At 66.7% G+C, this 25,092-nt stretch carries 22 protein-coding genes, 1 tRNA gene and 4 pseudogenes; 17 read left to right on the top strand and 10 right to left on the bottom strand.

The genetic code is table 11. From position 1 onward, the window contains the following. Nucleotides 1-150: 150 nt before the first annotated feature. The 5 genes and pseudogenes from lolA to ACTPOE_RS06405 form a co-directional block, all read left to right on the top strand. Nucleotides 151-762: pseudogene (gene lolA, locus ACTPOE_RS06425) on the top strand (outer membrane lipoprotein chaperone LolA); the annotation flags it as partial. Continuing rightward, entirely contained in the window at nt 762-2,099 is a 1,338-nt protein-coding gene (locus tag ACTPOE_RS06420) for a replication-associated recombination protein A (RefSeq protein WP_458871370.1), read from the top strand. The pseudogene lolA and the gene ACTPOE_RS06420, both read left to right, overlap by 1 nt. Before the next feature lie 387 nt (nt 2,100-2,486). Beyond that, nucleotides 2,487-3,131: a Crp/Fnr family transcriptional regulator gene (locus ACTPOE_RS06415; RefSeq protein ID WP_458871368.1), complete on the top strand. Its 645-nt coding sequence runs from the start codon at nt 2,487-2,489 to the stop codon at nt 3,129-3,131. Between the two features lie 41 nt (nt 3,132-3,172). Next, nucleotides 3,173-4,552 carry a tyrosine phenol-lyase gene (locus ACTPOE_RS06410; RefSeq protein WP_458871366.1) on the top strand — a complete coding sequence of 460 codons (1,380 nt, stop codon included), beginning with the start codon at nt 3,173-3,175 and terminating at the stop codon, nt 4,550-4,552. Nucleotides 4,553-4,620: 68 nt separating this feature from the next. Continuing rightward, nucleotides 4,621-5,901, top strand: coding sequence for an aromatic amino acid transporter (locus ACTPOE_RS06405; RefSeq protein ID WP_458871365.1), 1,281 nt, complete (start codon nt 4,621-4,623; stop codon nt 5,899-5,901). Nucleotides 5,902-5,905: 4 nt separating this feature from the next. Here the strand turns inward: ACTPOE_RS06405 and wrbA are convergent, their stop codons facing one another. Further along, nucleotides 5,906-6,505, bottom strand: a complete 600-nt coding sequence (gene wrbA, locus ACTPOE_RS06400; protein WP_458871363.1) for an NAD(P)H:quinone oxidoreductase — start codon at nt 6,503-6,505, stop codon at nt 5,906-5,908. Nucleotides 6,506-6,623: 118 nt separating this feature from the next. On the opposite strand from wrbA, the gene serS reads away from it, so the two are divergent. Next, nucleotides 6,624-7,961: a serine--tRNA ligase gene (serS, locus tag ACTPOE_RS06395; protein ID WP_458871362.1), complete on the top strand. Its 1,338-nt coding sequence runs from the start codon at nt 6,624-6,626 to the stop codon at nt 7,959-7,961. 114 nt (nt 7,962-8,075) lie between these two features. Continuing rightward, nucleotides 8,076-9,113, top strand: a complete 1,038-nt coding sequence (locus tag ACTPOE_RS06390) for an IS630 family transposase (RefSeq protein WP_458870376.1) — start codon at nt 8,076-8,078, stop codon at nt 9,111-9,113. 261 nt (nt 9,114-9,374) lie between these two features. Here the strand turns inward: ACTPOE_RS06390 and ACTPOE_RS06385 are convergent, their stop codons facing one another. Next, a complete protein-coding gene (locus ACTPOE_RS06385; RefSeq protein WP_458871361.1) occupies nt 9,375-9,737 on the bottom strand; it encodes a hypothetical protein in 363 nt (120 codons plus the stop codon). 201 nt (nt 9,738-9,938) lie between these two features. On the opposite strand from ACTPOE_RS06385, the gene ACTPOE_RS06380 reads away from it, so the two are divergent. From ACTPOE_RS06380 to ACTPOE_RS06370, 3 genes and pseudogenes are all read left to right on the top strand, one after another. After that, nucleotides 9,939-10,029: transfer RNA gene (locus tag ACTPOE_RS06380), tRNA-Ser, on the top strand. A 348-nt stretch (nt 10,030-10,377) separates the two neighbouring features. Next, nucleotides 10,378-10,616 (top strand): annotated as a pseudogene (locus tag ACTPOE_RS06375) (IS110 family transposase); the annotation flags it as partial. A gap of 496 nt (nt 10,617-11,112) precedes the next feature. After that, nucleotides 11,113-11,226, top strand: a pseudogene (locus ACTPOE_RS06370) (aquaporin); the annotation flags it as partial. Nucleotides 11,227-11,264: 38 nt separating this feature from the next. Here ACTPOE_RS06370 and ACTPOE_RS06365 read toward each other — a convergent pair. Next, nucleotides 11,265-12,823 (bottom strand): annotated as a pseudogene (locus ACTPOE_RS06365) (IS3 family transposase). 32 nt (nt 12,824-12,855) lie between these two features. Between ACTPOE_RS06365 and aqpZ the strand changes: the two are divergent. Beyond that, the gene (gene aqpZ / locus ACTPOE_RS06360) at nt 12,856-13,458 is read left to right on the top strand and encodes an aquaporin Z (RefSeq protein ID WP_458872770.1); all 603 of its coding nucleotides are present in this window, start codon (nt 12,856-12,858) and stop codon (nt 13,456-13,458) included. A gap of 19 nt (nt 13,459-13,477) precedes the next feature. Here aqpZ and ACTPOE_RS06355 read toward each other — a convergent pair whose 3' ends face one another. Then, the gene (locus ACTPOE_RS06355; protein WP_458871360.1) at nt 13,478-14,776 is read right to left on the bottom strand and encodes an MFS transporter; all 1,299 of its coding nucleotides are present in this window, start codon (nt 14,774-14,776) and stop codon (nt 13,478-13,480) included. A gap of 72 nt (nt 14,777-14,848) precedes the next feature. Between ACTPOE_RS06355 and ACTPOE_RS06350 the strand changes: the two genes are divergently transcribed. Next, the gene (locus tag ACTPOE_RS06350; protein ID WP_458871359.1) at nt 14,849-15,472 is read left to right on the top strand and encodes a TetR/AcrR family transcriptional regulator; all 624 of its coding nucleotides are present in this window, start codon (nt 14,849-14,851) and stop codon (nt 15,470-15,472) included. A gap of 19 nt (nt 15,473-15,491) precedes the next feature. On the opposite strand, the gene ACTPOE_RS06345 is transcribed toward ACTPOE_RS06350, so the two are convergent. Beyond that, on the bottom strand, nt 15,492-16,562 hold the full coding sequence (locus ACTPOE_RS06345) for an alkene reductase (protein WP_458871358.1): 1,071 nt from the start codon (nt 16,560-16,562) through the stop codon (nt 15,492-15,494). Between the two features lie 231 nt (nt 16,563-16,793). Between ACTPOE_RS06345 and ACTPOE_RS06340 the strand changes: the two genes are divergently transcribed. Both ACTPOE_RS06340 and ACTPOE_RS06335 read left to right on the top strand, forming a co-directional pair. Beyond that, entirely contained in the window at nt 16,794-17,228 is a 435-nt protein-coding gene (locus ACTPOE_RS06340; protein WP_458871357.1) for a DUF5602 domain-containing protein, read from the top strand. Beyond that, complete coding sequence (locus ACTPOE_RS06335) at nt 17,225-17,746, top strand: plastocyanin/azurin family copper-binding protein (protein WP_458871356.1); 522 nt, start codon at nt 17,225-17,227, stop codon at nt 17,744-17,746. The genes ACTPOE_RS06340 and ACTPOE_RS06335 overlap by 4 nt, the downstream gene beginning before the upstream one ends. Nucleotides 17,747-17,824: 78 nt before the next feature. On the opposite strand, the gene ACTPOE_RS06330 is transcribed toward ACTPOE_RS06335, so the two are convergent. Together ACTPOE_RS06330 and ACTPOE_RS06325 are read right to left on the bottom strand one after the other, a co-directional pair. Further along, nucleotides 17,825-18,523, bottom strand: a complete 699-nt coding sequence (locus ACTPOE_RS06330) for an RNA polymerase sigma factor (RefSeq protein ID WP_458871355.1) — start codon at nt 18,521-18,523, stop codon at nt 17,825-17,827. 113 nt (nt 18,524-18,636) lie between these two features. Then, nucleotides 18,637-18,984: a carboxymuconolactone decarboxylase family protein gene (locus ACTPOE_RS06325; protein WP_458871354.1), complete on the bottom strand. Its 348-nt coding sequence runs from the start codon at nt 18,982-18,984 to the stop codon at nt 18,637-18,639. 201 nt (nt 18,985-19,185) lie between these two features. Between ACTPOE_RS06325 and ACTPOE_RS06320 the strand changes: the two genes are divergently transcribed. Next, a complete protein-coding gene (locus tag ACTPOE_RS06320) occupies nt 19,186-20,109 on the top strand; it encodes a DMT family transporter (RefSeq protein WP_458871353.1) in 924 nt (307 codons plus the stop codon). Nucleotides 20,110-20,120: 11 nt separating this feature from the next. Here ACTPOE_RS06320 and ACTPOE_RS06315 read toward each other — a convergent pair whose 3' ends face one another. Next, entirely contained in the window at nt 20,121-20,837 is a 717-nt protein-coding gene (locus tag ACTPOE_RS06315) for an ABC transporter substrate-binding protein (RefSeq protein WP_458871352.1), read from the bottom strand. Nucleotides 20,838-20,919: 82 nt separating this feature from the next. Here ACTPOE_RS06315 and ACTPOE_RS06310 point away from each other — a divergent pair, with 82 nt between their 5' ends. Together ACTPOE_RS06310 and ypfH are read left to right on the top strand one after the other, a co-directional pair. After that, entirely contained in the window at nt 20,920-21,486 is a 567-nt protein-coding gene (locus tag ACTPOE_RS06310) for a DUF924 family protein (protein ID WP_458871351.1), read from the top strand. A 45-nt stretch (nt 21,487-21,531) separates the two neighbouring features. Continuing rightward, complete coding sequence (ypfH, locus tag ACTPOE_RS06305) at nt 21,532-22,278, top strand: esterase (RefSeq protein WP_458871350.1); 747 nt, start codon at nt 21,532-21,534, stop codon at nt 22,276-22,278. A 19-nt stretch (nt 22,279-22,297) separates the two neighbouring features. Here the strand turns inward: ypfH and ACTPOE_RS06300 are convergent, their stop codons facing one another. Together ACTPOE_RS06300 and ACTPOE_RS06295 are read right to left on the bottom strand one after the other, a co-directional pair. Then, nucleotides 22,298-23,986, bottom strand: a complete 1,689-nt coding sequence (locus ACTPOE_RS06300; protein WP_458871349.1) for an ABC transporter permease — start codon at nt 23,984-23,986, stop codon at nt 22,298-22,300. A gap of 16 nt (nt 23,987-24,002) precedes the next feature. Further along, nucleotides 24,003-25,088, bottom strand: coding sequence for an ABC transporter ATP-binding protein (locus ACTPOE_RS06295; protein ID WP_458871348.1), 1,086 nt, complete (start codon nt 25,086-25,088; stop codon nt 24,003-24,005). Nucleotides 25,089-25,092 lie beyond the last annotated feature (4 nt).

The following is a 25,092-nucleotide window of genomic DNA, read 5'->3' as shown; positions in this document are numbered from 1 at the left end:
GCCGATGCGGGCTGGCGGCCTGAACTTTCGAAGCGGATGGATATGAAGAGATTTGCCATGCAATGTGATCCGGTCCGGCGCGGTCTCCGGTCCGTCCGCGGCGCGTCGCGGCCCGGCCGCCCTGCGCGGCACCCTTCCGGCTGGCGGACTGTCTGCGCCGTCGCGCTGTTGGCCTGCCTGCCAGGCCTGGCCCTGGCTGCGGCCGACGCCCGGGCCCAGCTTCAGTCCTTCGTGGACCGTGTCCAGTCGGCCACCGGGCAGTTCAGCCAGGAACGCACCGACACTCAAGGGGCCGCCCGGAAGCCGCAAAGCGGTGCCTTCGCCTTTCAGAGGCCCGGGAAATTCCGCTGGGAAGTCCGCGCGCCCTACGAGCAACTGATCGTGTCCGACGGCCGGCACGTCTACCAGTACGATCCGGACCTGGAGCAGGTCACTGAACGCAACGCCAATCAGGCCGTTGGCGCTTCGCCGGCCGCGCTGCTGTTCGGCTCGGGCTCGCTGGGCGATGCCTTCGACCTCCAGTCCAGGCCCGACCGCGACGGATTGCAGTGGCTGCGCGCTGTGCCCAAGACACCGGACGCCGGTTTCGTCCACGCGGACATCGCCTTTTCCGACGGCCTGCCCCGGCGGCTGGAACTGCTGGACGCCTTCGGTCAGGTTTCGCGCATTGTCTTCACCGGACTGAAGGCCAATCCCGATATTCCCGTCGGGCAGTTCCGGTTCACGGTGCCCCAGGGCGCCGATCTCGTGAAGATGGACTGATGACGATCCAGGGGGATCTGCTGGGGGATGCGCCCCCGCCGTCCGGATCCAGACCGGCGCACGCTCCTCTGGCCGAGGTTCTGCGCCCGCGCAGCCTGGACGAGGTCATCGGGCAGGCGCACCTGCTGGGCGAGGGCAAGCCCCTGAGGCTGGCCTTCCAGTCGGGCAAACCGCACTCCATGATCTTCTGGGGGCCGCCTGGGGTAGGCAAGACCACCCTGGCGCGGCTGACCGCCACGGCGTTCGATTGCGCCTTCATCGCTTTGTCCGCCGTGTTTTCCGGTGTCAAGGACATTCGCGCCGCCATGGCGCAGGCCGAACAGAACCAGGCCAGGGGCCAGTCCACCATCCTGTTCGTGGACGAGATCCACCGCTTCAACAAATCCCAGCAGGACGCCCTGCTGCCCTTCGTCGAAAGCGGCCTGGTGACCTTCATCGGAGCCACGACGGAAAACCCGTCGTTCGAAGTCAATTCCGCCCTGCTGTCGCGCGCCCAGGTCTATGTGCTGAAATCGCTGGACGAGGACGAATTGCGACAGCTGGCGCGGCGGGCGCAGTCCCGCGCCATGGACGACCTGGCATTCGACGACCTGGCCATCGATACCCTGGTGGGCTATGCCGACGGCGATGCCCGGCGCCTGCTGAATCTGCTGGAACAGTGCCAGACCGCGGCGGGCGCCAGTGGCGTCGCGCGGATCGACGCGGGCTTCATCGAAAACGCCCTGACCCTGAACAGCCGCCGCTTCGACAAGGGCGGGGACAACTTCTACGACCAGATCTCGGCGCTGCACAAATCGGTGCGCGGCTCGCACCCGGACGCCGCCCTGTACTGGCTGACGCGCATGCTGGACGGCGGCGCCGACCCGCGCTACCTGTCGCGCCGCATCGTGCGCATGGCGTGGGAGGACATCGGCCTGGCCGATCCCAGGGCGCTGCAGATCGCCAACGACGCGGCCGCCACCTACGAACGCCTGGGCTCGCCGGAAGGCGAACTGGCCCTGGGCCAGGCCGTGATCTACCTGGCGGTCGCCGCCAAGAGCAACGCCGGCTACATGGCTTACAACCAGGCGCGCGCCTTCGTCAGGCAGGACAAGAGCCGCGAGGTGCCGGTGCATTTGAGGAATGCGCCCACGAAGCTCATGAAGGAACTCGGCTACGGGCACGAGTACCGCTACGCCCACGACGAACCCAACGCCTACGCGGCGGGGGAAACCTACCTGCCCGACGGCATGGCTGAACCTGGCTGGTATCGGCCCGTGTCTCGGGGCCTGGAACTGAAGATCGGCGAAAAGCTGGTGCAGTTGCGGGCGTGGGACGAGGAAGCGGAGAAGGAATAGGGCGCTGGCGGCCCCCCTCTCCTTGCCCGGCGTTCAGGGTTCAGTGCCAGTAGAAAGTCGCAGAGCCGCAGCAGACCGGCCCGAGCCTCTTCGGCCAGGCGGGCGGGCTCATGCACGGCTGTGTTTTCGCCGGGCAGCCCGCAGGCGGGCGTCCAACTGATTCAGCATCCTTTCGGGCGGCACATGGCGGCCGGTCTTGCGCGCCTCGTCGCCGGCCGCCGCGTGCCTGCCACGGAAGCTCGCGGCATGTAGCTCATGCTACTGATTTGTCAGGTTGTAAATGCTAATCTTCATTCAATGACGGAAACATAATTCGTCAATTAAAGGATGGAGAGAGACGTGGTTTCAAAAACAAAAGAATTTTAGGCATCTATTGATACGCCTTGGGTGGTGTTCGACAACCTTTCCATCTGGGATGATGTGCTGCATCTGGGGCGGCGGGTCGTCTGGACGCGCGGTGAGCGAATCCGGAAGGCTGGGGACCCCGCGCACGGCATCTTCCTGATCCGCTCCGGGCTCATCAAGGTTTCCGCCGTCAGCAGGGAAGGCGTGCAGCGCACCCTGTGGCTCATGGGGGCCGGCAGTGTGCTGGGCGAAGCCGCCCTGCTGAGCGGCAAGCCCTATCGGCATGAAATCAGCGTTCTGGAGTCGGGCGAGGCCTGCGAATTCTCCGAACAGGTGCTGATGCGGGAACTGCTCGAAAAACACCCCGCCCTGAGCCGGCAGCTCCTGATCAACATCGCGGCCAAATCCTATATCGGTTCGTCCCAGATCGAGGATGCTGTCTTCCTGAACGGGCCTCAGCGGGTGGCCCGGCTGCTGTATGGCTTGGGCCAGGTGCATCGGTCCTCCGGCCTGTCCGTCTCGCATACGGCGATGGCGGAGATGCTGGGGCTGCACCGGGTCACCGTCAGCAATGCCGTCAGTCTGTTCAGGCGGGCGGGTTTTCTGGATGAAACGACACATGGAGTCCGGGTGGTCGATCCCGACGGGTTGGCGGCCTACGCGCAGGATTCATCAGGCGGCCGTTGAATTTTTCATGGGCATTCGCCCTTTCAAAGGAGGAAATGAGAATGGACACGATCTACGCGGCCGAACCCTACAAGATCAAGGTGGTGGAGCCGATCGCCGTCACGACGCGTGAGCAGCGGGCGCGTTTCATCGCCGAAGCGGGCTACAACACCTTTCTGCTGCGCTCGGACCAGTGCTACATCGACTTGCTGACCGACAGCGGCACGACCGCCATGAGCGACAACCAGTGGGCCGGCATGATGCTGGGCGACGAGGCCTATGCCGGCAGCCGGAATTTCATCCATCTGCAGGAGGTGGTTCGCCGCTATTATGGTTTCAAGCACATCGTACCGACCCACCAGGGCCGGGGCGCTGAGAACTTGCTGTCGCGCCTGCGCATCAAGCCGGGCGACTACGTGCCGGGGAATATGTACTTCACCACCACGCGCGCGCATCAGGAACTGAATGGCGCGCAATTCGTGGACATCATCGTCGACGAAGCGCACGATTCCCGGATCGACCTGCCGTTCAAGGGCAATGTCGATCTGGCGAAGCTCAAGCGCCTGATCGACGAGGTCGGCGCGGATCGGATCCCCTACGTTTGCGTGGCCGTGACGGTGAACCTGGCGGGCGGGCAGCCGGTCTGCATGGACAATCTGCGCGCCGTCAAGCGCTTGTGCGAGAGCCATGGCATCCAGGTGATGTTCGACGCTACCCGTTGCGTCGAAAACGCCTACTTCATCAAGGAGCGCGAGCCCGAATACGCGGGGCACACGATCGCGGAAATCCTCAAGGAAATGATGAGCTACGCCGACGGCTGCACCATGAGCGGCAAGAAGGATTGCCTCGTCAACATCGGTGGTTTCCTGTGCATGAACGATGACCAGCTCTATCAGCGGGCGACCGAGCTCGTCGTCCTGTTCGAGGGCATGCCCAGCTACGGCGGGCTGGCGGGGCGCGACATGGAGGCGATGGCCCGGGGAATCGAGGAGTCGGTGGACTACCATTACATCCACCATCGGGTCGGGCAGTGCCGCTATCTGGCCGATCAACTGGTCGCGGCCGGCATTCCCATCGTCAAGCCAGTGGGGGGGCATGCCGTGTTCCTGGATGCCCGGGCGTTTCTCGATCACCTGCCCCAGGAAGAATTCCCGGCGCAGACGCTGGCGGCCCAGCTCTACCTGGAAAGCGGTGTGCGCAGCATGGAGCGGGGTATCGTGTCCGCCGGTCGCAACCAGGAAACGGGTGATCACCACCGGCCCAGGCTGGAACTGGTGCGGCTGACGATTCCCCGCCGCGTGTACACCTATGCGCATCTGGACATCGTGGCCCGGGCCTGTGAGGCGCTGTATCGCCGTCGCCGCGACATCAAGGGCATGAAGATGGTCTACGAGCCCAAGCTGCTGCGCTTCTTCACCAGCCGCTTCGAACCGCTGGCTTGAGCGTGCACGGCGGCGCATCTCCGGGAGCGGCGCCGCACACGCAAGATCAATAATCAATGGAGACTCTGGTGGAGAAGAATCGTGCGAGCCCCGCTCCGGGCGGGAAGGCGCCGTCGGTGATCGGTGGCGTGATGATCGTGGCCGGCACCGTGATCGGCGCTGGTATGCTGGCCCTGCCCATCGTTTCGGCGGGCATGTGGACCGGCTGGACCCTGATGGTTCTGGCGGCGTCCTTTTTCCTGATGCTGTCCAGCGCCCTGATGATCCTCAGGACCAATGTGCGGTTCGGTCCAGGGGCGAGCTTCGACACACTGGTACGGGGCACGCTGGGGCCAGTGTGGAACGTCGTCAATGGCGTGTCCGTGGGATTCGTGCTGTACATGCTGATGTACGCTTACACCAGTGGCGGCGGCGCTACGCTGAAACATAGTCTGGGCCTGCCTCTGCCGCAGGGAATCATCAGCCTGTGCTTCGCTCTGACCCTGGCGTTCTGCATCTTCTGGAGCACCCGGGCGGTGGACCGCCTGTCCGTGATCCTGGTCGTGGGAATGGTCGCGACCTTCGTCGTGGCGGTCGCGGGCATGCTGCCGGCATTCCAGTTCGAGAACCTGTGGCTGCCGGTCCCGGCGGCTTCAGCCGGGACGGCTGGGACGGCCAGCGCCTGGTTCATTCTGGCCGCGCTGCCTTATTTCCTGACCTCGTTCTGCTTTCACGCCAGCGTGCCGAGTCTGGTCAAATACTATGGCACGGACGTGCGCCGCATCAAAGCCTGCATCCTCTACGGGCTGCTGATCGCGGCGGCCTTCTATGCGCTCTGGATCCTGGCGGGGTTCGGCGTGCTGGGTCGGGAAGCACTGCGCGATGTGTATGCCCAGGGCGGCAATATCAGCCATTTTCTGGCAGAGGTGGACAAGATCATGCCGGGCGCCTGGGTCGGGCGTTTCGTATCGATCTTCGCCTTCCTTGCCGTGGTGACATCGTTTCTGGGCGCGGGCCTGGGGCTGTTCGATTACATCGCCGACGTGTTCGGCTTCGACGACACCCCGCAGGGCCGGATCAAGACCGCGATCATCACGTTCTTGCCACCCGTGCTCGGGGGTGTGATGTTCCCGGATGGATTCATCATCGCCATCGGTTTTGCGGGCTTCGCCGCCGCCGTCTGGTCGGTGGTCATCCCCGCCGCCATGGAATGGAAATCCTTGCGCGGCGCAGCCGGGCAACCGAACCCGTCCCGCCCGGCGGGGGCCGGGCTGGGGCTGGTCCGGATCGTCTGGCTATACGGCGTGGTGACGGCGATGTTCCATCTGCTGTCGCCCGACGTGCTGGACGTTCTGCCCGTCTATCGCTGAAGTCTTACCCGAACAGCTTGTTCGCCACTTCCGCCGCGTGCCTGCCCTGGAAGCGCGCGCCATCCAGTTCGTTGGCGGAGGGCTTGCGCGAGCCGTCGCCTCCGGCGATGGTGGACGCCCCGTAGGGCGCGCCACCAGTGACTTCGTCCAGGCGCATCTGGCCCTGGAAGCTGTAGGGCAGGCCCACCACCACAAAGCCGAAGTGCAGCAGGTTCGCGATGATGGAGAACAGCGTCATTTCCTGGCCGCCGTGCTGCGTGGCGGTGCTGGTGAAGGCGGCGCCGACCTTGCCGTTCAACTGGCCGCTGGCCCACAGGCCGCCCGCCTGGTCCAGGAAATTCGCCATCTGCGAGCACATGCGCCCGAAGCGGGTGCCGCAGCCGATCAGGATGGCGTCGTAGTCGGCCAGGTCCTTGATCTGGGCCACGGGCGCGGCCTGATCGAGCTTGTAGCCGGACTTGCGGGCGATTTCCTCGGGGACCAGTTCGGGCACGCGCTTGACGTCGACGGTGGCGCCCGTCGATCGGGCGCCTTCGGCGACGGCCTGGGCCATGGTTTCGATGTGGCCGTAGGTCGAATGGTAGAGGACCAGTACTTTCGACATGAAAAGACTCCTTTCCTGAGGGATGCCCGCCATCCGGGCCGCCGCGCGGCACACCCGCGACAGGGCGGGGGCGGGATTGAATACAATAGCTCCTTTCAGGAATCTCCGTCACCTCGCCATGCTCGACACCAATCTGCTGCGCAAGGACCTGGATCGCGTCGTACGGGCACTCGCCCGGCGCGGCCTGGCCTTCGACACCGACCGCTACCATGCCCTGGAGGCCCGCCGCAAGACCGTGCAGGTCCGGACCGAGGAGCTGCAGGCGCGGCGCAACGCGCTCGCCAAGCAGATCGGCCAGATGAAGTCGCGCGGCGAGGACGCCTCGGTCGCGCTGGCGGAATCCCAGGCCATCCCCGACCAGTTGAAGACCCTGGAACAGGACCTGGGCGTGGTGCAGCAGGAGTTGTCCGCCTGGCTGATGACCCTTCCCAACCTGCCCGACGACAGCGTGCCGGACGGCGAATCCGAGGCCGACAACGTCGAGGTCCGCCGCTGGCTGCCGGGCGCCGCCGGCGCCGACGGCAATCCCGCCGGCCTGGGCTTCGAGCCGCGCGACCACGTCGCCCTGGCCGAGCCCTTCGGCCTGGACTTCGAGGCGGCGCGGTCCCTGGTGGGCGCCCGCTTCATGATGCTGCGCGGCCCCATCGCCCGCCTGCACCGCGCGCTGGCGCAGTTCATGCTGGACCTGCAGACCGGCGAGCACGGCTATCAGGAATGCTATACCCCGTACATCGTCAACGGCTCCACGCTGTACGGTACCGGCCAGTTGCCCAAGTTCAAGGACGACATGTTCTGGGTGACCAAGGGCGGCCAGGGCAGCACGCCGGACGAAGACGGCCCGGCCGAAGACCTGTACCTGATTTCCACCGCCGAAATCCCGCTGACCGGCACGGTGCGCGACCGCATCCTGGACGCGCGGGACCTGCCCGTCCGGCTGACCGCGCATACGCCGTGCTTCCGGTCGGAGGCCGGCAGCGGCGGTCGCGATCTGCGCGGCCTGATCCGCCAGCACCAGTTCGACAAGGTCGAGATGGTGCAGATCGTGCATCCCGACCAGTCCTGGCAGGCGCTGGACGAGATGGTCGGCCATGCCGAGCACGTGCTGCAGGCCCTGGGGCTACCGTATCGCGTGGTGCTGCTGTGCGCAGGCGACATGGGCTTCGGCTCGGCCAAGACCTACGACCTGGAGGTCTGGCTGCCGGCGCAGAACACCTGGCGGGAAATCTCGTCGGTGTCGAACTGCCTGGATTTCCAGGCGCGGCGTCTGCAGGGGCGTTTCCGCTCCGAAGGCACCAAGGCCAAGCCCGAATACCTGCATACCCTGAACGGGTCCGGGCTGGCCGTGGGCCGCGCCCTGGTGGCCGTGCTGGAAAACTACCAGCAGGCCGACGGCAGCATCGTGATCCCGCCTGCGCTGCGTCCCCATATGGGCGGGCTGGAGGCCATCCGGGCCTGAGCGGCCCGGCCCCGGAGGGCGTCTTCGGGCGGCGCCCGCCGGACGATGCCGGGTCCTATAGATCAGGCCCATAAATAGATTGAAATTCTGTCGATCTGATGCGATGCTTTGCGGATGGAAAAAGATGATGCAAGAAAGCTCAGTCCGGCCGAGCAGCATGAGAGGCGTCGGCAGGTGATTCGTGCGTACAAACGCGGACGAAGCAAACCTCAGATCGCCGTTGACGTTGGGCTGAGTCACACGGCGGTGAGCAAGGTGATCGCACGCTATGAGGCGGGGGGGATGCTGTCGCTGGCACCCCGTCGGCGTGGCCGTCGCCGTGGCGAGGATCGCGCACTGACCGCCGAGCAGGAACAGACGGTGTGCCGCATCATCTGCGACAAACGCCCCGAGCAGCTGAAGATGGACTTTGCGCTGTGGAGCCGTGCGGCGGTTATGCAGCTGATCGAGCGCGAGTGTGGTGTGACGCTGCATGTGCGCTCGGTGGGCAAGTATCTGGCCCGCTGGGGCTTCACCCCGCAGAAGCCGATCAAGCGTGCTTACGAGCAATCGCCCGCCGCGGTGCAAACCTGGTTGGAGGACACGTATCCGGCCATCGCCGAACGTGCCAAGGCCGAGGGCGGCGAGGTCCACTGGGGTGACGAGACGGCGCTGGTGAACACCGACGTGCGCGGTCGCAGCTATGCGCCCAAGGGCAAGACTCCGGTGGCGATGGCCATTGGCGGGACGCGGCAGAAGCTGTCGATGATCGCCAGCGTCACCAACCAGGGCAAGGCACGCTGGATGATCATTGATGGCGCGTTCAATCACGAAAAGTTGATCGAGTTCTTCGAGTCGCTGGTCCAGGATGCCGGGCGCAAGGTGTTTCTGATCCTGGACAACCTGGGCGTGCATCACTGCAAGCCGGTGAAGGCGTGGTTGGCCGCACACTCCGATCAGATGGAAGTGTTCTATCTGCCCAGTTACAGCCCCGAACTCAATCCCGAAGAACGCTTGAATGCCGATCTCAAACACGTCATCGGGCGCAAGGTTCCGATACGCACGAAGGCCAAACTACGCGCCGCTGCAGAAGAGCACATGCAAGTCGTCGCCAGCGAGCCGGCACGTGTCAAAGCCTACTTCCAAGACTTCCACGTCAAATACGCTGCGTAAAACTGTTTGAGGGCCGGATCAATAGTGTCCTGTCTGGCTAATTCCGATTCTTACCTTCGGCGCCTGGGCTGGCCATGCTGCGTTGCTTGTCCACCTCACCGCTTGCAAGCGGTTCGGATTCGTCAGGCACGGAGCAGTCCGCAGGGACTGCTCCGTGTCCAGACTCATCCTCGCGATAGCACCGGCTATCGCTGCGGTTTGCGCCTCGCCTGGCAAGCCCATGCATCCGAATTCAAGTGACCAAACTCACCAGACAGGACACTAGGTCTTGCGCGCCTTCGGGCCGCGATAGTGCGGCGTGCCGTCGGAGCCGGCCGACGCCGCATTCGTGTCTGCCGCGTCGACCTTCCGGTCGGCGCCGATGCGCGTGATCAGGACCAGGCAGCCGACCCAGAACAGCAGGGTCAGAACCGTGGCCGGCAGACTGTGGAAGCTGGCGTAGCCGGTCGCGGCCGAGGCCTGGATGTGGAAGGTGTCGGCGACGAACGGAATGTTGCCCAGGCCTTCGACCATCAGGCGGCCGGGCAGGGAAAAGGCCCATTTCAGGGCTTCGATGATCTCCCATCCGGCAACCGAACCGTTGCCGTCGATGTCGAGCACGAAATGCAGGGCTTGGATGTTCATGGCGGACCTCCGACTGCGTTTATGCCTGAGTCCACTATAGGCCAGAAGGCGGGTGCGGGCAACGAGGCGACACGAGGCGGCGCGCCCCGGGCGGCACGGCTTGTCCGGACGCAAATACTCCGGGTGCCAGGCCGTGGGGCCGGGGCGGGGCACCTGGATTCATGCTATGATGCGCGACTCGACTGACAATGCGTCGTACCCGGAGAGGTGGCAGAGTGGTCGAATGTACCTGACTCGAAATCAGGCGTACGGTAACCCCGTACCGTGGGTTCGAATCCCACCCTCTCCGCCAGAATTCCCCTGCAAATCATTGATTTCAGGGGATTTTCTTTGTGCGCCCGGCAGGGCGCACCCACTAGAGGGTGCAAGTCTCTTACTCGCCCGACAAGGGGAAGAGTGAGCCTACGGCAAGGGTTTCGCGGGTGACTGCGAGTCTGAAGGAAGCCGGAAGGCAAAGCGCTGGCCTGACGCACAGGAAGCGGATGAGGCGTTGCATTGGGGTAAGGCGGCAAAATTCGTCGAAGCCCGAAACTTGTCCGGAACGATGCGGCGTACATCCGACAGGCATAAGCGTGAAAGTGGGTGTGCAATACCCGGGGAGATCTGATGGTGTGCCGTAGTGGCTACCGACACTGCGGGGCGAGGTGACGCGTACCTTCGCACCCTATTGATACACGGAGCGTGGTCGCTAGTCAGATACGCTCAGGCGAAGGTCGAATCGACAGGTGGTTGGCTGCAAGGGCTTCTGGTTCGGTTCGGCGTAACGCTAACGTGGCGGCGGTAGCCCAGGCGAACAAAAATGCCAGGATCGCGTGGGCGTTGCTCGCCCATGATCGTCAGTTCCGGTTCGGTTATTCGCCCGCTGGCACCGGCGCATAACCGAACCGGTTGATCAAACGAACATCAAGGAGTACGGAAGGCTCTCCAAGGGTTGCACAGGCAATCACGCAGTGATGGCAGAATAGGTCAAGACCGGGGTCGGATAAATCTGTCCTGTCACAGGTGCTTCGAGCACGCGGTGGTGATCAGAGTTCGACCAGCAAATTCCATCAGGGACAGAGGTTTTAACTTCGGCAATAGTCCGGATGTATGGCTGCAATCTCTACCTCTTCGCGCCAGCACGAACTGAAAACCTTGCAAACTGGGGGCGTCCATGTATGTGAGAGGGCTGAGGGGGTAACCCCTCACCCTACTCGATGCCGCCTTGTCCGGCCTGAGGCCGACGGGGCGCCATTCCATGAGCCGCAGGCGGCGAAATGACAATTTATGCAAATTCCCGGTCGGGAATTGACGATTGTTTGCCTTCGTGGCGTGGTGCGCGTCGTCTTGCGTTGATAGACTCGATTTCGTTCAAACTTCGATCGAGTCCATGGATATGACCTTGACAAAGCGATGCGCCGCCGAACTGTTCGGCACGTTCTGGTTGGTGTTCGGCGGCTGCGGCAGCGCAGTGCTGGCGGCGGCGTTTCCCGGGCTGGGCATCGGGTTCGGTGATTGTCAACCTATCTGTCGCATTTTCTGAGTGACTCAAGCCGCCCGCTTGAGGTCTGAATTTCGCTTGGCACAGGACGCGTGACCCTTCTGCGGGTTGAGGAAGACCTCGTCGACTCTTGTCCAGTTGCGGGTCCTGCCGCTCCAGCGCTCCGGGTGCTTTTCGCGGGCCGCCCGATAGAGGGCATGGCGCCGTTCGAGCAGGCCGCGATCGCGCCCACAGTGACGCTGCTCAGGCGTCACGAAGCCGATAGCGCTGTGCCGGTGCTCGGTGTTGTACCAGCGCACGAACTCACCGACCCAGGCCCGGGCAGCCAGCAGACCGGTGAAGGGCTTGCGAGGGTAGCGGGGGCGGTACTTCAGAGTCCTGAACAAGGACTCTGAGTACGGGTTGTCATTGCTCACCGCTGGCCTGCTGAACGATGGCGCCACACCCAGCTCCCGTAGTGTCGCCAGCATGGTGGCGCCCTTCATCGGGGAGCCATTGTCGCTGTGTAACACCACCTGCCCTGGGAGGATGCCCTCGCGGCGGCAGATATCGCGCATCAGCTCACTGGCACGGGCGCTGTCCTCGGTGTCATAGACCTGCCAGCCCACGATGTGACGGCTGAACAGGTCAAGAAACAGGTACAGGTAGTAGTACTGGCCCCGCACGGTGGCGGGCAGATAGGTGATGTCCCAGCTGAAGAGCTGCCCTGGCGCAGTAGCCGTCAGCGCCCGAGGCCGATGCACCGGGCCAGGCGTGCGATCAGGCGTGCGATGCACCAGTTGCCCGGCGGTACGCATCAGCCTGTAGATCGTCGATTCACTGGCCAGATAGACCCCCGTATCCGCCAGGCGTGGCACGATCTGAGAAGCGGGCAGGTGGCCGTACTCGCTGCTGTTGACCACCCGCAGGATGCGATCACGCTCGGCATCGCTCAGGCGGTTGCAGGGCCGCTGTACCCGCGTGGGGCGCCCATCGCCTTGCTCCGGGGCCCGCCGCCAACGTTGCAGTGTGCGTGCGCTCAGATTGATTGCTTCACAGGCGCGTGCCTGTCGAGCACCAGCCGTGACCGCCTCAGTAATCAATGCCATGATCTGTCGGCGCTGTGTCAGTGAGGTCATTTGTCCTCGTCCTCCCACAGCGCCTGGTATTTTTTTTGCAGTACCAGCAGGGCTGCCGCCTCCGATAACGCCTTGTCCTTGCGGGCCAAATCACGGCGCACGCCAACCAGTTCCTCTTTGAGCCGACGCAGCTCCTGGATATCGGCTGCGGGCTTGTTCCCCGACTGTTCGAGCTCATGCTTCCAGGCCGTGAGCTGATGGGCGAAGATGCCCCGTTCCCGGCACCAGGCGTTGCGCGCCTCTTCGGCCAGAGAATGGGTCTCAAGCAGGGCCTGCAGCCGCTGTGCGGATGTCCACCGACTGGCGGGGGCCTCTTCTGAGGATTGCCTGCGCAAATGAGCCATCTTCGGATTGCGAATCCAGTTCTTCAGCGTATGGACCGACATGTTCAACTCCTGGGCCATGTCAGCCACCGTGCGCGTGCCGCGCTGCAGGGTCTTGCGGATCGCCTCCTCTTTGAAGGCCGTGCTGTAGGTCGTCAAATTCATCTAATCGTTCCAAATCCGATGCGACAACTAGTCTGACACAGGGGGGGTTCGCGGGTGTTGCGCTGGCCTTCGGCCTGACGCTGCTGACCATGTGCTACGCGATCGGGCATATTTCAGGCTGCCATATCAACCCGGCCGTGACATTCGGCCTGGTGGCGGGCGGGCGTTTCCCGGCGCGCGAATTGATCCCTTACGTTGTCTCCCAGGTGCTGGGCGCCATCGCCGCCGCCGCGGTACTGTATCTGATCGCCAGCGGCCGGGCCGGCTTTGATGTGTCCGCGGGTTTCGCGTCGAATGGCTATGGCGAGCATTCGCCCGGCGGCTATTCGCTGACGGCGGCGCTGGTGGCCGAGGTCGTGTTGACCGGCTTCTTCCTGTTCATCATCATGGGTGCCACGCACAATCGGGCACCGTCGGGCCTGGCCGGCGTGGCGATCGGTCTGTCCTTGACGCTGATCCACTTGGTCGGCATTCCGGTGACCAACACGTCCGTCAATCCCGCTCGATCGACCGGCGTCGCTCTGTTTCAAGGCAGTTGGGCGGTGGATCAGCTTTGGCTGTTCTGGCTGGCGCCCATTGTGGGAGGCGTGATCGGCGCATTGATCTATCGCACCCTGCTCGCTCAGGATGACTGAGCAAAAGTAGGCTTGCCTCTCAAGCCGCCGCCAGCCCCATCGCCACGCGCTGGCGCTTGATCATCAGCGCGAGTACGGCGGCGGCGATGCCGGTGGCGCCCGAGAGCACGAAGGCCATCAGGTAGCTGCCGGACACCTCGCGCACGAAACCGCCCATCCAGGCCGCAGTGGCGGCGCCGATCTGGTGACCGGCGACGATCCAGCCGAACACCACCGGGGCGTCGCGGTCGCCGAAGATGTCGGTGGCCAGGCGCAGCGTGGGCGGCACGGTGGCGATCCAGTCCAGGCCGTAGAACACGGCGAAGATGGACAGGCTGTAGAACGAGAAATCGGTGTAGGGCAGCATCATCAGCGACACACCGCGCAGACCGTAGTAGATGAAGAGCAGCTTGCGCGGATCGTAGCGGTCGGTGAGCCAGCCCGAGGCCGTGGTGCCGACCAGGTCGAACACCCCCATCAGCGCCAGCAGGCCCGCCGCCTGGACCGCGGCGATGCCGTGGTCGCCGCACATCGCGATCAGATGCGTGCCCACCAGACCGTTGGTGGTAAAGCCGCAGACCCAGAAGGTGGCGAACAGGAACCAGAAGGCGCGGGTGCGGCTGGCGCGCCCGAGCGCGCCGAAGGTGGCGGCGAGCAGGCCGGTGCGCGGCGCGGGGGGCGCGGGCGGATCGGCCGGGTCGCCACCATAGGGCAGCAGGCCCACGCTGGCGGGACTGTCGGGCACCAGCCGCCAGACCAGCGGCACCATCGCCACCATGGCGATGGCCACGGCCCAGACCGCGCGCGTCCAGTCGTCGGACGAGGCCAGTCCGGCCAGCAGGGGCAGGAAGATCAGGTTGCCGGTGGCGGTGCTGGCGGTGAGGATCCCCATGGCCAGGCCGCGGTGCCTGAAGAACCAGCGGCTGGCGATGGTGGCGCCCAGCACCGTGGCCACGGCGCCCGAACCGATCCCCGAGAACACGCCCCATAGCGCGATGAGATGCCAGGTCTGGGTCATGTAGGCGCTGGCGGCGGAGGAGGCCGCCATGACGGCCAGCGCCGTCAGCAGCACGCGGCGCAGGCCGAAGTGGTCCATGGCGGCGGCGGCGAAGGGGCCCACCATGCCGTAGAAGAAGATGCCGATGGCGGCCGCCAGCGAGATGGTCGCCCGGCTCCAGCCGAAGGCCAGCTGCAGCGGGTCCAGCAGCACGCTGGGCGTGGCACGCAGCCCGGCCGAGAACAGCAGGCAGAAGAAGATGACGCCGACCACGACGAAGGCGTAGCGCTGGCCCAGGCGGGCAACGAGGGCGGTGTCGACGGGACGTGCGGGAGAGGGCATGGTATGTTACTGACCGGTACGTTCAGGACGGCCTATAATACGTACCGGTCAGTAACATCGTCAAGCGAAATCATGAAAAAGACACCGCAAGCCGAGCGCCGGCCGGATGGCCGGGAACCCGCGCCGCGGGCCGAGCCGCCGCGCGCGGCCGACCGCATCCGCAGCAGCGCGCGGGATCTGTTCTACCACCAGGGGATCCGGGCGGTGGGGGTGGACGCCATCGTGGCCGAGGCGGGCGTGACCAAGCCCAGCCTCTACCGCAGCTTCGCTTCGAAGGATGACCTGGCGGCGGCCTACCTGCGGGACTACGAACTGGAATTCTGGCACCGCTTCGACGCCGCGGTCGAGGCCAACCCGGGCGATCCGCGCGCGCAGGTCCTGGCCTATTTCACGGGACTGGCCGAACGAACCGGTCTGCCGGGGTATCGGGGCTGCGGCCTGACCAACGCCTGCGTCGAATACCCCGAGCCCGATCATCCGGCCCGGCAGGTGGCGGTGGCCAACAAGCGGAAGGTGCGCGAGCGCCTGGTCGATCTGGCGCGCAGGATGGGTGCGCGCGACCCCGAGGTCCTGGGAGATGGCCTGCAACTGTTGCTGGAAGGGGCATACGTGTCCAGCCAGATGCTCGGTGCGGCCGGGCCGGTGCGGCATCTGGCGGCCGTGGCGGCGCGCCTGATCGACGCCAGCCTGGAATAGGGCGGATCGCGCGCGGGCCTCAGGCGGCGGTCCCGCAGCCTTCCAGCGCTGGATAGTCGGTGTAGCCCTCGGGGCCCGAGGCATAGAAGGTCTCGGGCCGGGGCGCATTCAGCGGCGCCCTCTGCGCGAAGCGGGCGGGCAGGTCGGGGTTGGCGATGAACAGCCGGCCGAAGGCGGCCGCGTCGGCGCGTCCCCGCGCCAGCCAGTCGGACGCCTTTTCCCGGTCGAGCGCTTCGTTGGCGATGAGCTGGCCCGGGAATTTCTCGCGCATCATCGGCGCGAGGCTGTCCGGACCCTCATATTCGCGCAGACACAGGAAGGCGATGCCGCGCCGGCCCAGGGCCTCGGCCACGTGGCCGAAGGTCTCGGCCGGCCGGTCGTCGCCCATGTCGTGGGCATCGCCCCGGGGGGAGAGGTGGACGCCGACACGCCCGGGCGCCCAGGTTTCCAGGATCGCGTCCGTGATCTCCAGCAGCAGGCGGGCGCGGTGCCCGACCGGACCGCCGTAGGCGTCGGTGCGCTGGTTGGTGCTGCTTTGCAGGAACTGGTCGATCAGGTAGCCGTTGGCGGCGTGGATCTCCACGCCGTCGAAGCCCGCCGCCCGGGCGTTTTCCGCGCCGCGCCGGTAGGCTTCGACGATGCCGGGGATTTCCCCGGCGTCCAGGGCGCGGGGTGTGACGTAGGCCTTTTTCGGGCGCACCAGGCTGACGGTGCCCGCGGGCTGGATGGCGCTGGGGGCGACCGGCGCCGCGCCGTCCAGGTACAGAGGGTCGGAAATGCGGCCCACATGCCAGAGCTGCAGGACGATGCGTCCGCCCGCTTCGTGCACGGCGGCGGTGACCTTCTTCCAGCCTTCGATCTGGGCGTCGGACCAGATGCCCGGGGTGTCAGGGTAACCGACGCCCATCGGGGTGACGGCCGTGGCCTCGCTGATGATCAGGCCGGCGCTGGCGCGCTGGCGATAGTATTCGACCATCAGGTCGCCGGGGATTCGCCCGGGCTCGGCCCGGCAGCGGGTCAGGGGCGCCATGATGATGCGGTTGGGCAGCGACAGGTCGCCGAGCCGGAGCGGGTCGAACAGGGTGGGCATGAGGGATATCCGTCGGTTGAACGAAGGGTAGATGGGGATGGCGCGGCGGTTTCCAAGACCGGACGGGCCGGCGTGCCGCTGCGATCGCTGGACGCGCGTGCCGGCCGGCGGGGTCTGCCCGAACTGATGTGCGAGGACGAGGCGGCCTGAGCCGCCGAAACGGATCTTCCGGACCGCGCATCCAATGGCACGAAACGCGGCGATTCCCGCCGCGCAGACCGGGAGATTCTCATGATCACACGTTCCTTCCTGATGGCGGCCGCGGCCGCCGCGGCGCTCGGCTTGGGCGCGCCCGCGGTCCAGGCGGCCGGTGCGTCTGTGCTGAAGGCGCCGCCAGCCGCCCCCTACAAGGCGGTCAGCTCGCTGGTGAAGTTGCCCGACTTCATCCCCGGCATGGGCCAGTTGTTCGCCGATCCCGCCACGCTTCCGGCCGGGCCGTTCCTGGGCTACGACCATGAGGGCCGCCTGGTGAACACCACCTACATGATTCCGCTGTCGCTGATGAAGCCCGACATGCACCTGAACGACCTGAAGGTGCCTGCCGGGGTGAAGGTGGACCACGTCGACATCATGTACAACGCGGGACATCCTGGCGTGGCGGAGCCGCATATTCACATCGTGCTGTGGAACGTGCCCGTCGCGCAGGAAAGTCGCGTGGCGAAATGAGCGTGCCCGCGCATGACCCGCGCCGCCGGCTTTTGCTGAGCGCCGGCGGCGGCCTGCTGCTGGCGGCCGTCCTGCCATGGCCCGCGGACGCCGGCGAGGCGATCGAGATCGGCATGTCCGGCACGCCGTCCGGGTCGGACGTCTGGTTCCGTCCCCGGGGCTTGCTGATCCGGCCGGGCCAGGCCGTCCGCTGGGTCAACCGCGATGCCGGCAATGTCCATACTTCGACAGCCTATCATCCGGACAATGGCAAGCCGCTGCGCATGCCCGAAGGCGCGAAGCCGTGGAACTCGGATTATCTGCTGCCCGGACAGTCCTTCACTGTGGTGTTCGACACGTCCGGCGTCTACGACTATTTCTGCCTGCCGCACGAGCATGCGGGGATGGTCGGGCGGATCGTGGTGGGGGATGCGGATGCCGCGCCGCCCTATGCCGATACGGATGCGCGACTGCCCCCGGCCGCCGCGGCCGGCTTTCCCGATGTGGCCGCCATCCTGAAACAAGGGCGGGTCGATTGACCGGACGCCGGTCTCCGCCCTCGGAGGCGGCGGAGACCACCCGCAGTCCGGGCCGCCGTGTCTGATCGGCGGGCCGTGTCAGCCGGCCGCCCGGACCCTCGCCAGGACGCCGGCCACGATACGGTCGCAGCGGTCGCCGGCGAACGAGAACGCGCCCGCCGCGCGCGGATCGAAATCCGGCCGCATGGCCGCCTGCAGCAGGCGGCGGGCGCGCATGAAGCGCACGCGCACGGTGGTTTCGGGCAGCCCCAGGACGACCGCGACCTCCGCGGCCGGCATGTCGTCCACGGCGCGCAGCACGAAGACCGTGCGGTAGAGATCGGGCAGTTCGTCGATGCGTCGTTCCAGCCGGCGCCGCAGTTCGGCGCGCCAGGCCATCTGGTCGGGGCCGGCGGATTCTGGAGCGGCGGTATCGGGGTCGGGCGTCGGCATGGTGTCCTGTTCGTGCGGGGCCTGGTATGCGGATTGGATGAGGGCCTCGCGCGATCTGTTTCGCCGCCGTCGCATCAGGGCCTCGTTGATGGCGATGCGCGTCAGCCAGGTGGCGGGCCGGGCCTCCGAGCGGAAATCCCGCAGATGGCCGTAGGCCTTCCACCAGGCTTCCTGGACGGCGTCCTCGGCCTCGGCCTCGTCGCGCAGGATGCTGCGCGCCGCCCGGTAGAGCTGCTGGTTGTGCCGGCGCATCAGGGTTTCGAAAGCCGTCAGGTCGTCAGCCGCGCGCCCGATCAGGGCGAGGTCGTCCAAGGCCGCCGGATCGTGCTGAATCTGGATGTCCACGTGAACTCCTGAAAGAATACCGTAGCCATTGGATGATGCCGGATCGGAAAACGTTTCATGCCGCATCCGGGGATGCGCCGGCCGGCCGGAACCGCGCGGGCGCGTCCGGCGCCTCAGGCCTGCTTGTGCCCGGGCAGGTCCTCCAGGGTCTGCAGGGCCAGGGCGGAATGGGCGTAGGCGCCGCCCGCCCGCATTTCGGCCGCCACCCAGATGGCTTCCATGATTTCCGCGTCGGACGCGCCCGCGCGGGCCGCACCCTCGGTATGGCCCTTGATGCAATAGGGGCACTGGGTGACGTGAGCCACGGCCACGGCGATCAGTTGCTTGGTCTTCGCATCCAGTGCGCCGGGGGCGAACACGGCTTTGCTGAAGGCCTTGAACGCGGACAGGGCCTCGGGCGCGAGTTCGGCGCGCCGCCTGGCCAGTTCGGGGGTGGGGTGGGGATACATCGGGGAATCCATGATGCGAGGCTCCAGAGGCTGTGATGAAGTCCATCATAGACCCGTGCCGCGGGCGCGGCCGGGAAAGCCCCGGTCGAGGCAGGGGATCGGCCCCGCCGCTCCGGCGGGATACGGATCCCGCGAGCCGGGCGGGCGGTGCGTCCTCCGGTCCAGGACAGTGAGAGGCCTACAATGGCGGCTTTCCTTTTCCAGGTGAATCGTATGGAATCCCGCCGGCCCATGGACGGTCTGTCTTCCGGCCTGATGCTGGTGCTGTGCATGATCTGGGCCATGCAGCAGATCGTGCTCAAGGCCACCGCCCTGGACTTCGCGCCCATGTTCCAGATCGCCGTGCGCAGCGCCGTCGCAGGAGTGCTGTTGGGCCTGTTCATGGCCTGGCGCGGCGAGCGACTGGACGGGATCCTGGGCCTATGGCGCCCGGGGTTGCTGGCCGGCACCCTGTATGCCCTGGAATTCGTCCTGGTGGGCGAGAGCCTGCGCCACACCTCGGCCGGCCACGTCGTGGTGCTGCTCTACACGGCGCCGATCTTCGCGGCACTGGGGCTGCACTGGAAACTGCCCGACGAGCGCCTGGCCGCCGTGCAGTGGCTGGGCGTGGCGCTCGCGTTCGGCGGGGTGGCGCTGGCGTTCCTGTGGCGCGACGACGGCGCCCGGGCGGCGGGCGCCGCCATGCTCTGGGGCGACCTGCTGGCCTTGCTGGGCGGGGCCGCCTGGGGCGCCACCACCGTGGTGGTGCGGGTGACGCGGATGGCCGCGCTGCCGGCCAGCCAGACCTTGATGTACCAGTTGGTGGTGGGTGCGGCGTGGCTGCTGGCGGTCTCGTTCCTGATGGGGCAGACGGATGTCCGCATGACGCCGGTGGTCTGGGCCAGCCTGGCCTTCCAGACGGTGTTCGTCGCGTTCTTCAGCTACCTGGCCTGGTTCTGGCTGCTGCGCAAATACCTGGCGTCCCGCCTGGGCGTATTTTCCTTCCTGACGCCGCTGTTCGGTGTGGTCCTGGGCGCCTGGCTGCTGGGCGAGCCGCTTGGGGCGGGTTTCCTGGGGGGGACGCTGCTGGTGGTGTCGGGCGTTGTGCTGTTGAGCGGCTACGGCTGGTATCGCCAGTGGCGGAGGCGGCGGGTCTGAGCCGGCGCGGCTCAGGGAGCGACCGAGGCGCCCCGGATGCCGTGGCGCGTCAGCGACCGGGCCACGAAGCCGGACGTCTTGCAACGTTCGACGAAGTCGGCCAGCGCGGCGGCTGCCCGCGCCGGCCGCGATTTCGGCAGGCCCATGGCCTGCTCGATCACCATGAACCGGCCGGGCAGCAGGCGCACGCCGCCGACCCGCTCCGCATCGGCCAGGAGCTGCTGGCGCACCCCGGCGGCGACCTCCTGGCCGCCGGTCAGGAAATCGTCCACCACGCGTTGGGAATTTTCCGCCCGCACGATGCCGGCCTGTGCCAGATGGCGACTGAGGAACAGGTCGTAGGCGCTGCCCTGGCCCACCACGACGCGGTGGCCGGGCCGGTCGACCTCGGTGTTGTCGCGCAGCGGGGAATCCTCGCGCACCAGGTAGGCGCCCTCGATGAGCACATAGGGCGCGGTGAAGGCGATGCCTTCGCCGCGCTTGGGATCGATGGCGAAAAAACCGATGTCGGCGGCCTGGCCGGTGACGGCCCCGACCGACTGGATGGCCTTGTCGAACACGACCAGCTCCAGGGATACGCCGAGTTCCCGCGCCAGTTCCCCGGCCAGGTCCACGGACACGCCCGACACCTCGCCGGTGTTGGCGTCGTGTCGGGCCAGCAGGGGATTGCCCAGGTTGATGGAGGCGCGCAGGGCGCCGTCGGGGGCGAGGTCTTCGGACAGGGACATGGCGTTTGGCGAGGGAGGCGATGCTGCGATTGTAGAAGGATCGGTGTACCGTAGCAGGGTATTCTGTTTCCTGGGGGTCTCCATGGCGCATGCCGTCTCTTCCATGCCTTTCGCCGCGCCCGACACGGCCCGTGCCATCGTCGCATTTTGGTGCGAGGCCGGCCCTGGTCGATGGTTTTCCAAGAATGCCGCCTTCGACGCCGAGTTCCGCGAGCGCTTCCTGGACGCCCATTTCGCCGCCGCGCGCGGCGAGCTGGAGGACTGGCTGGCGCATCCTGAATCGGCCCTGGCCCTGATCCTGCTGCTGGACCAGTATCCTCGCAACGCCTTCCGGGGCACCGGTCACATGTTCGCCACGGATGGTCTGGCTCTGGCCTGTGCGCGCCGGGCGCTCGTCTTCCTGGACCGGATCGATCCCGCCTTGCGCGGTTTCGTCTGCCTGCCCTTCATGCATGCCGAAGACCCGGCCGTCCAGGAGGAATCCGTGACCCTGTACGCGCGCGAAGTCCCGGGTTCGCTGCATTGGGCGGAGGAACATCGCGACGTCGTCCGGCGGTTCGGGCGGTTTCCGCATCGCAACGGCCCGCTCGGGCGCGACACCACACCCGAGGAGCGACGGTTCCTGGACGAAGGAGGTTTCGCGGGATAATCCGTTATCCTGGCGCGATTCCGCCACCGTGTAATTCCGAATCCCATGTCCGATCCTCGTCCCGAACCCCTGATCATCGAACCGTCCGTCGGCGCGCCCGCGCAGCTCTTCGTCGTGTTGCATGGAGAATCCGCCGCGCCGGTGCAGATGCTGGACCTGGTGGCGGCGCTCCGTCAGGCCTTCCCCCAGGCGCTGATCGTCCAGCCGCACGGGCCGTTCGGCGCGGGCTCGGCCCGGCGCTGGATCTCACGGTCCGACCCGGATCCGGAGGCCTATGTCGGCCTGGTGGCCGAGGCGGGGGCCGCCTTGGCGGGCGAGGTCCGGGCCTTGCAGCGCGGGCGCGGCCTGAGCGGCGAGCAGACGGCCCTGGCGGGATTCTCCGAAGGCGCCGCCGTGGCACTGGAAGCCGTCTGCACCGATGCGGGGCTGGCCGGCCGGGCGCTGCTGTTCTCTACCCGCTTCGCCACGCTGCCGCGGGCCGTGCCCATGCTGACCACTCTGCATCTGCTGCACGGCGCGGCGGACCGCGTCGCCCCGCTGGATCAGGCGCGCCAGGTCCATGGGCACCTGACCGGGCTGGGGGGCGATGCGACGCTGGACATGGCCTCGAGCGTGGGGCATGTGCTGCATGATGCGCTGATCCGCCAGGCCGTCGCGCGTCTGCAGACCTATCTGCCGCAGCGCACCTGGGAGGCGGTGATGGGCGCGCCGGACATCCGGGTCGATGAATACGACGCCGATGGGGGTGCGCCGTCCGGCGAGGATGCCGGGGACGGCGGGACTTTGCACTGAGGGGCGGTCGCCTCCGCGCCTACAGCCCCTGGCGCCGCCGGAAGGCGTGGCCCGCGGCCTGGGCGCACAGCACCAGGATCGTGGACAGCACGATCATGAACAGGCCCAGGGCCGAGAGCTTGCCCCAGAGGCCGTCGTCGGCGTAGCCCAGGATCTGGATCGCCAGGACTTCCGTGCCGGGGCGCGACAGTACCACGGACACGGTCAGTTCGCGCAGGAACATGGTCGCCATCAGGATCCAGGCCGAGACGATGCCCGGGATCAGCAACGGGATCACGATGCGTCGCAGGGTGGTCAGGCGGCCGGCCCCGCAGACCAGCGAGGATTCCTCCAGGTGGCCGTGGATCTGCACGAAGGCGCTGGCCAGGGGTCGTACGCCGTAGGGCAGGTAGGCCGCGATGTAGGCCAGCAGCAGGGCGGTCAGCGTAGAGTACAGCGGGGTCTGCACGAAGAACCACATGAAGCCGATGCCGATGACGATGCCGGGAAAGGAGAACGACAGGAAGCTGAGCGTTTCCAGCAGGGTCGCGAGCGGGCCGCGCGTCTTGACGACGACATAGGCCACGCCCAGGGACAGCGCCACGCCCAGCGTGGCCCCCGCCACCGCCAGGAACAGGCTGTTGCGCAGCGCCAGCAGGGCGCCGGGCTCGTGGAAGACGGCGATCCAGTGCCGCAGATCCATGGCGGCGAAGGCCTGCGCGCCGGGCGGCATGACGTAGGGCACCAGCGAGGTGTACAGCAGCACCAGTACCGGCAGTACGACCATCAGCAGGCACAGCAGTCCGACGGCCAGGCCCAGCGGGCGCCGCATCGGGCCGAGTTCGATCATGCCGGGCCGGAAGCCGCGCGCCGAGACCGTGACGTACTTTTCGCCCTCGGCCGTCAGGGCGCGGTAGAGCACGATCAGGGCGATGGAGGCCGACAGCACGCTCATGCCGACGGCGGCGGCCTGGCCGTAGTCCGGGGCGAAGCCGGTGGAGATCATGTCGTACAGGTAGGTGGCCAGCACGTCCACGCGGCCGGGTGTGCCCAGGACCCGGGGCACGGCGTAGGACGCCAGGCTGCGCACGACGCCCAGGACCAGGGCCGCCAGGATGGCGGGCCGCAGGACCGGCAGGGTGACCCGCAGCAGGGTGCGCGACCAGCCGGATCCGGACACGCGCGCGGCCTCTTCCAGCGAAGGGTCGAAGGCGGCCATGGCCGGGGCGATGATCAGGTAGGCGATGGGCATGTTCAGCAGCCCCTCGACCAGGGTCATGCCCCACAGCGAATAGATGTCGAACGGCGCCGATTCCAGGCCGAGCAGCCCCTGCAGCGCCTGGTTGAGCAGGCCGTTGCTGGGGTTCAGCAGCAGCGCCCAACTGGCCGAGAACAGCAGGTGCGGGATCATCATCGGGACGATGGACAGCACTGTGAACAGCGGCTTGGCCGGGATGTCGGTGCGGGTGTTCAGGTAGGCCAGGAACAGAGCCAGCAGCGTGGACAGCAGGGACGATCCGAGCACGAACACCGCTGTGTTGAAGGTCACGTCCCACAGATATGGGTCCGTGTAGGCGCGGACGTATTTTGACAGGGTGAACTGGCCGAAGGCGGTCAGGCCCTGGGACAGGCTGCCCAGCAGCAGCATCAGGACCGGACACAGGGTCAGGAAGCCGACCAGGATGATCAGGGTCCAGCTCAGGAGGCGTGACCGGGGGAGGGAGGACATGTGAACAGGCCCTGTCTCAGGCGCTCAGCAGCAGGCAGTGGGCCGGGTCCAGGCGGATTTCGACATGCTCGCCCGGCGCCGCCTGGATGCCGGGGTCGATACGCGCCAGCAGCCGTTCGTCGTTGACGCGGATCTCGGCCTCGTAGACCTCGCCGACGAATTCCATGGATTCGATCGTGCCCTCGATGACATTGAAGCCCGGTCCGACCTCGTGGCGCGTGATCCGGATGAATTCCGGGCGGATGCACAGCGTGGCCTCGGCACCTTCCGGCAGGTCGCGGGCCTGGCAGTGGATCGTGCCCAGGCCGCAGCGCGCCAGCGTATAGTCGTTCTCCCGGTTGCGGACGATGGCCGGGAACTGGTTGGCCCGGCCGATGAAATCCGCCACATAGCGGTGTCGCGCGTCGAAGTACATGTGCTGCGGCGTACCGGTCTCGATCACACGTCCGGCCCGCATCACGGCGATGGTGTGCGACAGGGCCAGGGCCTCGACCCGGTCGTGGGTGACGTACAGGGCGGTGATGCCCAGCTCGCCCAGGAAGTGGCGCAGCAGCTTGCGGGTTTCTTCGCGCAGCTTGGCGTCCAGGTTGCTGAGCGGTTCGTCGAACAGGATCACGCGCGGTTCGGCCACCAGGGCGCGGGCCAGGGCCACGCGCTGCTGCTGGCCGCCGGACAGGCGCGTGGCGGGCTGTCGCTCGACGTCGCGCAACTGGACGAATTCCAGCGCCTGGGCGACTTTCTCGCGGATCAGCGCCCGGGGGGCGCCGCGCACTTGCAGCGGGTAGGCGATATTGTCGAAAACCGACATGTGCGGCCAGATGGCGTAGGTCTGGAACACCATGCCCAGACCGCGCTTCTCGGTGGGTACGGCGATGCGGCGCCCGGACGACCAGACGATGTCGCCGCCGATGCGGATTTCGCCGGCGTCCGGGGTCTCGAGGCCCACGATGCAGCGCAGCAGCGTCGTCTTGCCGCATCCGCTGGGGCCCAGCAGGGTGAAGATCTCGTTGGCCGGGATGGTCAGGTCCACGTGGTCCAGGGCGGTGACGGTGCGCCCTTCGGACCGGTAGGTCTTGCACAGGCCCTCGATGCGGATTTCCATGGCG

The organism is Castellaniella sp. WN, from assembly GCF_054457555.1.
Note: the sequence above shows the minus strand (reverse complement) of the source record. Positions and strands in the feature narration are given on the sequence as shown.

Excerpts from the sequence above, each read along its gene's own strand:
- ACTPOE_RS06420 (WP_458871370.1), top strand. The coding sequence starts at position 762 with ATGACGATCCAGGGGGATCTGCTGGGGGATGCGCCCCCGCCGTCCGGA.
- ACTPOE_RS06410 (WP_458871366.1), top strand. The coding sequence starts at position 3,173 with ATGGACACGATCTACGCGGCCGAACCCTACAAGATCAAGGTGGTGGAG.
- wrbA (WP_458871363.1), bottom strand. The coding sequence starts at position 6,505 with ATGTCGAAAGTACTGGTCCTCTACCATTCGACCTACGGCCACATCGAA.
- serS (WP_458871362.1), top strand. The coding sequence starts at position 6,624 with ATGCTCGACACCAATCTGCTGCGCAAGGACCTGGATCGCGTCGTACGG.
- ACTPOE_RS06390 (WP_458870376.1), top strand. The coding sequence starts at position 8,076 with ATGGAAAAAGATGATGCAAGAAAGCTCAGTCCGGCCGAGCAGCATGAG.
- ACTPOE_RS06385 (WP_458871361.1), bottom strand. The coding sequence starts at position 9,737 with ATGAACATCCAAGCCCTGCATTTCGTGCTCGACATCGACGGCAACGGT.
- ACTPOE_RS06355 (WP_458871360.1), bottom strand. The coding sequence starts at position 14,776 with ATGCCCTCTCCCGCACGTCCCGTCGACACCGCCCTCGTTGCCCGCCTG.
- ACTPOE_RS06350 (WP_458871359.1), top strand. The coding sequence starts at position 14,849 with ATGAAAAAGACACCGCAAGCCGAGCGCCGGCCGGATGGCCGGGAACCC.
- ACTPOE_RS06345 (WP_458871358.1), bottom strand. The coding sequence starts at position 16,562 with ATGCCCACCCTGTTCGACCCGCTCCGGCTCGGCGACCTGTCGCTGCCC.
- ACTPOE_RS06340 (WP_458871357.1), top strand. The coding sequence starts at position 16,794 with ATGATCACACGTTCCTTCCTGATGGCGGCCGCGGCCGCCGCGGCGCTC.
- ACTPOE_RS06335 (WP_458871356.1), top strand. The coding sequence starts at position 17,225 with ATGAGCGTGCCCGCGCATGACCCGCGCCGCCGGCTTTTGCTGAGCGCC.
- ACTPOE_RS06325 (WP_458871354.1), bottom strand. The coding sequence starts at position 18,984 with ATGGATTCCCCGATGTATCCCCACCCCACCCCCGAACTGGCCAGGCGG.
- ACTPOE_RS06320 (WP_458871353.1), top strand. The coding sequence starts at position 19,186 with ATGGAATCCCGCCGGCCCATGGACGGTCTGTCTTCCGGCCTGATGCTG.
- ACTPOE_RS06315 (WP_458871352.1), bottom strand. The coding sequence starts at position 20,837 with ATGTCCCTGTCCGAAGACCTCGCCCCCGACGGCGCCCTGCGCGCCTCC.
- ACTPOE_RS06310 (WP_458871351.1), top strand. The coding sequence starts at position 20,920 with ATGGCGCATGCCGTCTCTTCCATGCCTTTCGCCGCGCCCGACACGGCC.
- ypfH (WP_458871350.1), top strand. The coding sequence starts at position 21,532 with ATGTCCGATCCTCGTCCCGAACCCCTGATCATCGAACCGTCCGTCGGC.
- ACTPOE_RS06300 (WP_458871349.1), bottom strand. The coding sequence starts at position 23,986 with ATGTCCTCCCTCCCCCGGTCACGCCTCCTGAGCTGGACCCTGATCATC.
- ACTPOE_RS06295 (WP_458871348.1), bottom strand. The coding sequence starts at position 25,088 with ATGGAAATCCGCATCGAGGGCCTGTGCAAGACCTACCGGTCCGAAGGG.